A 5,591-nucleotide genomic window follows, 5' to 3' on the forward strand; every position below is an offset into this window, starting at 1 on the left:
TTTTTAGGTTCAAATATTACTTGTGCACGCAGAGCTTTTCATCTGTATAGCTGAGGTGGGCCGTATCTCCGGATTTCAGGCCACCGCTGAGCAATTGCTCCGCCACGGCGTCTTCCACCTTGCTCTGAATGGCCCGACGTAAAGGCCGCGCGCCATATTTGGGATCATACCCCTCTTTGGCAAGAGCCTCCACCGCCGCATCGTCCGCCTCCAGTTTCACGCCCATGGCGGACATGCGCTTTTCGGTGGCCTTCAGCATCCGTCGGGCAATTTCAGTGATGTCTCCCTGCGTCAGACGGTGGAAGACAATGATGTCGTCAATCCGGTTCAAAAATTCGGGACGGAAGGTGCGCCGCAGCTCATCCAGCACTAGCTCGCGGGCCTTTTCATAGGCCCCGGCCTCGTCGTTTACGGTCGCGCCGCTGTCAAAGCCCAGCCGATTTCCAGCGGAGGTGATGCTGGACGCGCCCACGTTACTGGTCATGACGATGACCGTGTTTTTAAAGTCTACGGTGCGGCCCTGAGAATCGGTAATGCGCCCATCTTCAAGAATTTGCAGAAGAATGTTCCACACATCCTCATGGGCTTTTTCGATCTCGTCAAACAGCACCACGGAATAGGGCTTTCTACGCACCTTTTCCGTCAGTTGCCCGCCTTCCTCGTGGCCCACGTAGCCGGGGGGAGAACCGATCAGCCGGGAAACGGTGTGCCGTTCCATATATTCGGACATATCAATGCGGATCATGGCCTTCTCGTCGCCGAACATGGACTCTGCCAAAGCTTTGCTCAGTTCGGTTTTGCCTACGCCCGTTGGGCCGAGGAACAGGAAGGAACCGATGGGCCGCTTGGGGTCCTTCAGCCCTACCCGGCTCCGGCGGATAGCTCTTGCAACAGCCTCCACGGCCTCGCTCTGTCCCACCACGCGCTGGTGAAGCTCGTCTTCCATGCGCAGCAACCGGGCGCCCTCATCCTCTGTCATGCGGGTGACGGGGATTCCCGTCCACTCCGCCACCACGGCGGCCACGTCCTCCGCCCGCACAGGGCGGTGGGACGAGCTGTTTCTGCGGCGTTTGTCCCGCTCCAGCTCCGCCTGCTCTTGATAATCCTTTTCGATATCCCGGAGTTGGGCGGCCTTTTCAAAATCCTGTGCCGCCACCGCGGCGGCCTTATCCTTTTGGAGGGCCACAATTTTCTCCTCTAGGTTTTTCAACTCTTCGGAGGGCTCTTCCTCCTCCATCCGTACACGGGAGGAGGCTTCGTCCATCAGGTCGATGGCCTTGTCGGGTAAAAATCGGTCGTTTATATACCGGGAGGAAAGCTCCACCGCAGCGGAGAGCGCCTCGTCGGTGATTTTCAGCTTGTGGTGCTGCTCATACCGCTTACGCAGTCCCTTGAGAATTTCAAGGCTGGCCTCCGGCGTCGGTTCACCCACGTGAACGGGCTGGAACCGCCGCTCCAAAGCTGCGTCCTTTTCGATATACTGGCGGTACTCATTCAGCGTGGTCGCACCAAGGCAGCGGATTTCGCCACGGCCCAGCGCCGGCTTAATAATATTGGCTGCGTCCACCGCACCCTCGGCGCTGCCCGCGCCCACAATGGTATGCAGCTCATCGATGAAGAGAATCACGTCGCCGTCCCGCTTCACCTCGTCCAGCGCCTTCTTGATGCGCTCTTCAAACTCGCCCCGATACTTCGTCCCGGCTACCATGCCGGAGAGGTCTAGTGAAAGGACCCGCTTATCCAACAGATCGTCGGGCACATCGCCCAGCGCAATTTTCCGGGCCAGCCCTTCGGCGATGGCAGTTTTTCCAACGCCTGGCTCACCAATCAAAACGGGGTTGTTCTTTGTCCGGCGGGACAGAATTTGGATTACTCTTTGAATCTCGGCATCCCGGCCAATCACCGGATCCAGCTTTCCCGCCCGGGCGTTTGCGGTCAAATCCCGGGTAAATTCCCGCAGGGTTTTGTCCTGACTGTCATCCCGAACGCTCCCGGAAGGTCTGGTTCCCTCCCGGCCTTGCGCACGCGGGGCCTCGTTCATCTTCTGCATAAGGGCGGTATAGAGCTGCTTGGCGTCCATCCCGGCGGTGCGCAGAATGCGTACTGCCATGTTGTTCCCTTCCCGCAGAAGGCCTGCCAGCAAATGGGCGGTGCCCACAAAGTTATAGCCACCTCTGGCCGTGTCCTCCACGGCCAGCTCCACCACCCTCTTGGCGCGGGGAGTCAGTCCCTGCGCGGGGTTGCCGCCGGGCAGTCCCGCCCCCACGCTTTTTTTCATAATTTCCACAATCATGCCGTCGGTCAGTCCGGCGGTTTCCAGAACACCGTGGGCCGTGCCGTTCGGCTCTCTTAAAAGGCCCAGCAGAAGATGCTCGGTCCCCACGTAACCGTGGCCCAGCTCGCCTGCCGCCTCCTGTCCCAGCCGAAGAGCCTCTTCGGCTCTGGGGCTGAATCTCGTCTCATTCATTGTTTTTCTCTCCTTTCAAAGGAACGTCCTTGTTATTCTGCTTTGGGCGGTGCCTGATCCTTGGCAGGCGTATGATTCTGCATCTTTTCCTGCTCCAATTCCCGAATCTGATCCCGGAGCTGGGCGGCCTTCTCAAAGTCCTCCCGCAGCACGGCGGCTCTTTGCTCCAGACGCAAGGCGTTCAACTGCCGCATCTTCGCAAAATACGCCTGTTCCTGCTCCTCCACCAATGGCTTTTCCCGGACCTCCTGCGGCTGTACGGGAGCCGCTCCCAGCGCAGGCATCTGGCGAAAGAAATCGTCGAAAATGTCCTCCCCGAAAAGGGACGCTCCCAAAAGAGAGGGCCGGGGACTGAAAAAACTGTCCAACAGGCCGCCGTTGAAAAAGCTCTGCATCATTCTGCGGTTGTGAGCCGCCACCGCCTGAGTATAGCCCAGCTTTTCGGCGCACTCGCTGCAAAGATGGGCTTTTTCCACATGCCCGTTCACGTTGCTCTCATAAACAAAGTTAACTTCATTCTTTCCACAATGTTCGCATTTCATAATCGTTTCCTCCTCAAGTCTATATAAATTATCATTAAAAACAGTTTGTTTTGCGCCGTCTTTGTGTCCCGGCGCCGGGACAGAGAAAATCACTCCACCTGGTGAATCAAAACCTGCTTTATCATCTCCGCCCGAACGGAATCTCGCACTCCTCGGGGCACAGCCCCCAGCGCCCGGTCGTCCATACAGGTCAGCAGCGTTTCTCCCACGCTTTCCTCCAGCGCTCCGGAGGATACCAAGTTGCTCAAAATCGCCCTTGCAGAGGGAAAGTCCAGCCGGTCGCCCACAGAGTTAATCACATGCATCAGCAGTGTCTGCCGATCCATGCGCACCCGGGTAATCCGGATATAACCGTTGCCTCCCCGACGGCTTTCCACAATGTAGCCGTGCTCAGGTGAAAACCGGGTGCTCATTACGTAGTTAATTTGGCTTGGCACGCAGTTAAACCGCTGGGCCAAATCGCTTCTTTGCACCTCCAGCACTCCGCCGTCCGCCTCATTCAGGCTTTCTTGCAGGAAGCTGGCAATCAAATCGGAAATGCCCACTTAAAACCGCCTCTTTCTCTTCCGTTAATTTGTCTATTGTGCTTTTCATTAAGTTTGACTTTGACTTTCTTTAACCTTTGTTTGATACGTAGTATAGCATCGTCAGCCAAAATGTCAAGGGGTATTTTTTGACTTTCTTTGACCAAATTGAAAAGAAATTGTGAACAGCGACCAATCTCTCTCAAAAGTTAAAAAAAGTGAAGTTATACGTGACAAACCTCGCAAATTTCCAATATCTTTTTTGCAAAACCGCTTGCTTTTTTTTTAACGTGTGCTACAATAAATTTACTAATTTTATGGAGGTGCTTTTCCATGGCTTACAAGATTACTTCTGCCTGCGTAAGCTGCGGCTCCTGCGCGGATGTTTGCCCCGCCGGTGCTATCAGCCAGGGTGATGATTCCTATGTGATCGATGCTGGTGCTTGCCTGGATTGCGGTGCTTGCAGTGATACCTGCCCCAGCAGCGCCATCGTTCCCGCCGAATAACGAGATTCGTACATAAAAGCGCCGCAGACTTTCTGCGGCGCTTTTGTTATGCCCGATGACACACCTTGCATGGAAGAGCGCTTTGCCGTATAATAAAAGTACATCAGCCCGAAAGGAGGCGCGCGCCATGGAGCAATGGGACAGCCTGTGCTTTGGAGGCCTACGCTTTTGCTGGGACGAGTGCGCCCACAAGCCCGGCACCGACAGCTTTTTGCTGGGGAGTTTTCCTCTGCTGCGTCCCGGTCTGCGGGTCTGCGATCTGGGCAGCGGAACCGGGCTTTTAGGCCTGCTTTTGCTTCAGCGACAGCGGGAGCTGCAAATCACCGGCGTTGAAATTCAGCCCCACGCCGCCACGCTCGCCGACAAGGCAGCAGCAGAAAACGGCCTTTGTGACCGCTTGCGAACTCTAGAGGGCGATCTTCGGCAAATTCGAGAGCTTTTACCTGCCGGAAGTTTTGATTTGTGCGTCTCCAATCCCCCCTATTTTTCAAGCGGCAGCGGCTTGACCGCTCCGCTTCCGGCAAGGCGCACGGCCCGCAGCGAAACAGACTGCACCCTTTTAGATTTGTGCCGCGCAGCGGCGTATCTGCTGCGCTGGGGCGGTTCTTTTTGTTTGGTGCACCGCCCGGAGCGGCTGTGCGATTTGCTCTGTGCCCTGCGGGAAAATCAGCTGGAGCCAAAGCGAATGCGGATGGTGGAAGCCCGTCCGGGGGCCGCACCTTCGCTTTTGCTGCTGGAGGCCCGCCGGGGCGGAAAGCCCGGCCTTTCCATCGGGCCGCCTTTGTGCCTGACGGACGAATCCGGCCGACCCTCGGCGGAATACGCCGCCGCCTATTTCCGAACACCTGAACAGAAGGAGAACACGTCATGAGCGGAACGCTTTATCTGGTTGCCACCCCCATCGGGAATCTGGGGGACTTTTCTCCCCGGGCGGTGGAGACGCTGAAAACGGTGGATTTTATTGCCGCTGAGGACACCCGCGTCTCCGTGAAGCTGTTGAATCACTTTGAAATCAAGCGCCCAATGGTGAGCTATCACGCCCACAGCCACGTCTCCGCCGGGCAGTCCATTTTAAACCGCCTGCTGGCGGGAGAGAGCTGCGCCTTGGTCACGGACGCGGGCACGCCCGCCGTCTCGGACCCGGGAGAGGAACTGGTTCGCCTTTGCGCGGAGCAGGGCGTGGAAATTTTGGCCATCCCCGGCTGCTGCGCGGCAGTGAATGCACTGGCAGTGAGCGGTCTTCCCACAGGGCGGTTTACCTTCGAGGGATTTCTCTCCACTAACAAAAAAGAGCGGCGGGAACACCTTTCTTCCCTGCAAAATGAACGCCGCACTATGCTGTTCCACGAAGCGCCCCACAAGCTGCGCACCACACTGGACGATTTGTGCACCTTTTTTGGTCCGGATCGAAAAATTGCCCTGTGCCGGGAGCTGACCAAGCTCCATGAAGAGACGATGCGCTGCACTCTGGGGGAAGCCTCTGCTCATTACCGGGAGAACAGTCCCCGGGGAGAATATGTCCTTGTTCTGGAGGGGACGGCCCCTCTGGCG

General features: G+C 57.0%; 6 protein-coding genes. 3 read left to right on the forward strand and 3 right to left on the reverse strand.

What is annotated here, in order from left to right:
* Window positions 1-16 precede the first annotated feature (16 nt).
* From RT018_RS11355 to RT018_RS11365, 3 genes are all read right to left on the reverse strand, one after another.
* A complete protein-coding gene (locus RT018_RS11355; protein ID WP_312942027.1) occupies window positions 17-2,467 on the reverse strand; it encodes an ATP-dependent Clp protease ATP-binding subunit in 2,451 nt (816 codons plus the stop codon).
* 32 nt (window positions 2,468-2,499) lie between these two features.
* Window positions 2,500-3,009 carry a UvrB/UvrC motif-containing protein gene (locus RT018_RS11360; protein WP_312942028.1) on the reverse strand — a complete coding sequence of 170 codons (510 nt, stop codon included), beginning with the start codon at window positions 3,007-3,009 and terminating at the stop codon, window positions 2,500-2,502.
* An 89-nt stretch (window positions 3,010-3,098) separates the two neighbouring features.
* Window positions 3,099-3,554, reverse strand: a complete 456-nt coding sequence (locus tag RT018_RS11365; protein WP_312942029.1) for a CtsR family transcriptional regulator — start codon at window positions 3,552-3,554, stop codon at window positions 3,099-3,101.
* A 312-nt stretch (window positions 3,555-3,866) separates the two neighbouring features.
* On the opposite strand from RT018_RS11365, the gene RT018_RS11370 reads away from it, so the two are divergent.
* The 3 genes from RT018_RS11370 to rsmI form a co-directional block, all read left to right on the forward strand.
* A complete protein-coding gene (locus RT018_RS11370) occupies window positions 3,867-4,040 on the forward strand; it encodes a 4Fe-4S binding protein (RefSeq protein ID WP_312942031.1) in 174 nt (57 codons plus the stop codon).
* A gap of 127 nt (window positions 4,041-4,167) precedes the next feature.
* A complete protein-coding gene (locus tag RT018_RS11375; protein WP_312942034.1) occupies window positions 4,168-4,911 on the forward strand; it encodes a methyltransferase in 744 nt (247 codons plus the stop codon).
* Window positions 4,908-5,591 (forward strand): 16S rRNA (cytidine(1402)-2'-O)-methyltransferase (rsmI, locus tag RT018_RS11380; RefSeq protein ID WP_312942037.1); only part of this gene is annotated, 684 nt, incomplete at its 3' end. The genes RT018_RS11375 and rsmI, both read left to right, overlap by 4 nt.

Origin of the sequence: Oscillibacter sp. (assembly GCF_032060045.1) — a bacterium.
Classification (GTDB): domain Bacteria; phylum Bacillota; class Clostridia; order Oscillospirales; family Oscillospiraceae; genus Oscillibacter.

Bases quoted from the DNA above. Each gene is read 5' to 3' on its own strand.
- RT018_RS11375 (WP_312942034.1), top strand. From the start codon at position 4,168: ATGGAGCAATGGGACAGCCTGTGCTTTGGAGGCCTACGCTTTTGCTGG.
- RT018_RS11360 (WP_312942028.1), bottom strand. From the start codon at position 3,009: ATGAAATGCGAACATTGTGGAAAGAATGAAGTTAACTTTGTTTATGAG.
- RT018_RS11355 (WP_312942027.1), bottom strand. From the start codon at position 2,467: ATGAATGAGACGAGATTCAGCCCCAGAGCCGAAGAGGCTCTTCGGCTG.
- RT018_RS11370 (WP_312942031.1), top strand. From the start codon at position 3,867: ATGGCTTACAAGATTACTTCTGCCTGCGTAAGCTGCGGCTCCTGCGCG.